This is a genomic window from Gemmatimonas sp., assembly GCF_044376735.1.
Taxonomy (GTDB): Bacteria; Gemmatimonadota; Gemmatimonadetes; order Gemmatimonadales; family Gemmatimonadaceae; genus Gemmatimonas.
On sequence record NZ_JBILKJ010000232.1, the window covers coordinates 1 to 3,423 of the forward strand.

Sequence of the window (3,423 nt, forward strand, 5' to 3'; positions counted from 1 at the left end):
TCGCGGGGGCGCCTGGAGGCGCTGCCGGTCCGATCGTATCCGGCGCCGCACCGATGGCGCCACGAGCGCGCTGCTCGCGGCGATCGACGACGGCCCCACAGACCACGATGGCGGCGACCAGCAGCACGGGCCATTGCGCGCGGATCAGACTGCCCCCGACGGTTCGGTGCGCAGATGCACACGGAGGGCGGCCACCCGACGACCGTCCATCGCGACGATCTCGAGCTCGCCACCCGGGTACGTGACCCGGTCGCCGACCTTCGGTAATCGCCCCAGCATCGCGAAGGCGTATCCGCCGAGCGTCGACCAGTCCCCTTCCGGGATCGGCAGTCGGTGGTCCGACCGCACATCGACGAGGGACATCGACCCGGCGAGTTCCAGCACGCCGTCAAAGAGCAGGGCATCGCGCGACAGCGGATCGTACTCGTCGGCGATGTCACCCACGACTTCCTCAACGAGATCCTCCATCGTCACGATCCCCGCGGTGCCACCGTACTCGTCGAGCACCACCGCCAAGTGCGCCCGCGTGCGCCGAAGGTCATCCAGCACGCGTTCCGCCGCCCGCGTGGCGGGAACGAACATCGGTTCGCGCAGGTGGTCGCGGAGCGAGAACGCCTCCGGATGCTCATCGAGCCAGAAATCCTTGGCGAGAAACACGCCGACGATGTCGTCCGGCGTGTCACGGTATACGGGATAACGCGAATAGCGTTCGCGGCGCAGCGTCGCGATCAGCTCGTCGAGCTCCACGTCCTCGGCGATCGCAATCATGTCGGTGCGCGGGCGCATCACGTCGAGCGCCTTCTTGTTGTGGAAGTCGAACACGCCGGCCAGCATGGCCGAGTCGGACTCGTCAAGCGTGCCGTGCGCCCGCGCCTGCATCACGAGCAGGCGCAGTTCTTCCGGACTGTGCACATGCCCCCCTTCGGACACCGGCTCGACGCCCAGCATCCGGAGCAACCGATTGGCGGTGCCGTTGAGCATGCCGATGAACGGGGACATGATCCGCGAGAACAGCATGAGGGGGCGGACCACCCAGCGGCTCACCGTCTCCGGGCGGGCCAGGGCGATCGACTTGGGGGCCAGCTCACCCAGCACGATGTGGAGGAACGTGATGACCAGAAAGGCGACGGCGATCCCCGCACCGGTGTGCACGGCACCGGTGGCGGGCTCGATGCCCACCAGATGCAGCGCGCGGTCGACCAGCACGGCGATCGCCGGTTCACCGATCCACCCGAGGGCGAGCGAGGCGAGGGTGATCCCGAGCTGGGTCCCCGAGATGTAGCGATCCAGCTGACGGAGCGCCCGCTGGACCACCTTGGCGCTGCTGTCTCCCTCGGCGGCCATCTGGTCGATGCGGCTCCGCCGGACCGCCACCAGCGCGAACTCTGCCGCGACAAAGAAGGCGTTGAGGAGCACCAGCAGCAGCACGAGCAGTAATCGGCCCGAAGCAGCACCGAACGTGATCTCGGGGACGCCGAGCGGAGCGGGGTCAGCAAGCATCCTGAAAAGAAACGGACACGCGGGTGATTCGTCAGGGTAGTGCAATCTGCAAGAGTGCCGGGCATTCCGCTTCTACGGCATTCTGCAAGACCCATAGACCCCGTGCGATACACCCCCGCGATCTCGCAGGCCCCAATTCAGGAGATGCTCGACCCGCGCCGCGTGCTGCGCTGGGTCTGGCTCGGGCGTATCGTCCTTTCCTGCGCCATTCTGGTTGCGGCCGTGTTCGTCTGGAGCAAGGCGGCTCCCAGCGATACCCTGATCGCGACCCTGGCGTTCGCCGGCGCGATCCTCGCGACCATCGGCTCGGTGCTCTACGGGGAAGTCGAACGACGCGCGCTGGGGCTGCGATTCTACGCGATCCAGTGCGCAATCGACTTGGCGCTGGTCACGGCGGTCGTGCACATCACGGGTGGCTGGAGCTCGCAGTTCGCCGCCCTCTACATATTGGTGATCGCCAGCGCCGCCCTCATGTTGCCGTTCCGTGGCGGGCTGGCGGTCACGGGTGGCGCCTGCGTTCTGTATGCCGCGGATGTGCTGCTGGTACGGCCGGGTACACCGTTCGTCGGTATCGGCGTCCAAATCGCCGTGTTCGTGGTGGTGGCCATCGGCTCCGGATACGTCTCCTCCCGGCTCCGTCAGGCGGGCATGGGTCGCGAGGCCCTCGCGGCGCAGTTGGTAAAGGTGCAGCTCGAAGCGGCCGACATTCTGCGCACGATCCGTTCCGGCATCATGACGGTCGACGCGCAAGGGCGACTGCTCTACTCGAACCCCGCGGCGTCCGAACTGCTCGGTCTCGATCTTCGATCGCTCGTCGGGCGCCCGATCCTGAGCACGCTGCTCGGCGTCTCACCGCAACTCGCCACGCTGCTCGAACAGTCGACTCGCGACGGCGTACGAACCACGCGCGCCGAAGGCGTGATTCATCGCGACGGCGACGAGATTGAAATCGGTGTCACGACCACGGTGGCCAACGGTACGCGCCAGGACGGTGGCGTGACGGCGACCGCGATCTTCCAGGATATCTCGGACAGCAAGCGTATTCAGGCGCTGAACGTTCGCGCCGAACGCCTGCAGGCCGTCGCTGAACTGAGCGCGTTGCTTGCGCACGAAATCCGGAATCCGCTGGCGTCGATCCGCAGCGCCACCGAGCAGCTGGCGCGTCGTCGGCCCCAGACGCACGACCCGACGTCCGACAACGACGACGAGAACGTGCTGCACGATCTGGTCGTACGCGAGGCGGACCGGCTGAGCCGCCTCCTCGCTGATTTTCTCGACTTCGCACGGGCGCGCGTGACGCGCGTGAGCCGCGTTGACCTTGGCACGATCGTGAACACGGCCGCCATGATCGCCGCCTCACACCCCGATCGGCATGCCGGCGTGCAAGTCCAGGTGAGCGTGGCCCCTGATCTGCCGACGGTACAAGGCGACGAGGATCTGTTGCATCGGGCCGTTTTCAACTTGGTGCTGAACGCGGTACAGGCCGTCGGACCCGACGGGCACGTGTTCATCGAGGTCGACCGCTTTCGTCCATCCGGCGAGCACGGTGCCGCGTCGGCCATGATCACCGGCGAGCTGCTGACGGTGAGTGTGACGGACGACGGCCCCGGCATTCCGCCGGCGTTGAAGGACCGGCTGTTCGAACCGTTCGTCACCGGCAAGGCCGGTGGGACCGGACTCGGACTGCCCGTCGTGCATCGGGCGGTGGAGGCGCATCGTGGCGTCGTGCTGGTGGATTCGCTCGCCCGCGGTACTCGCTTCACCATGCTGCTGCCGATCGCCGGTGCCGACCAGTCATCGCGGCGCGGCGAAACACCCGTGTCCAGTACGATCCCGTTCGAGCCGCATCCGGCTGGTGCGGATGACACCATGCTTTCTCGCCTTTCCGGAGTGACACCGTGACCTCTCCCGCGCCCGCCGGCG

General features: G+C 67.2%; 2 protein-coding genes. One reads left to right on the forward strand and one right to left on the reverse strand.

The features are described 5' to 3' along the window. Nucleotides 1-144: 144 nt before the first annotated feature. A complete protein-coding gene (locus ACIRA7_RS15940; RefSeq protein ID WP_396221822.1) occupies nt 145-1,500 on the reverse strand; it encodes a hemolysin family protein in 1,356 nt (451 codons plus the stop codon). A 102-nt stretch (nt 1,501-1,602) separates the two neighbouring features. Between ACIRA7_RS15940 and ACIRA7_RS15945 the strand changes: the two genes are divergently transcribed. Beyond that, nucleotides 1,603-3,402, forward strand: coding sequence for a nitrogen regulation protein NR(II) (locus ACIRA7_RS15945; RefSeq protein ID WP_396221823.1), 1,800 nt, complete (start codon nt 1,603-1,605; stop codon nt 3,400-3,402). Nucleotides 3,403-3,423 lie beyond the last annotated feature (21 nt).

Excerpts from the sequence above, each read along its gene's own strand:
- ACIRA7_RS15940 (WP_396221822.1), bottom strand. The coding sequence starts at position 1,500 with ATGCTTGCTGACCCCGCTCCGCTCGGCGTCCCCGAGATCACGTTCGGT.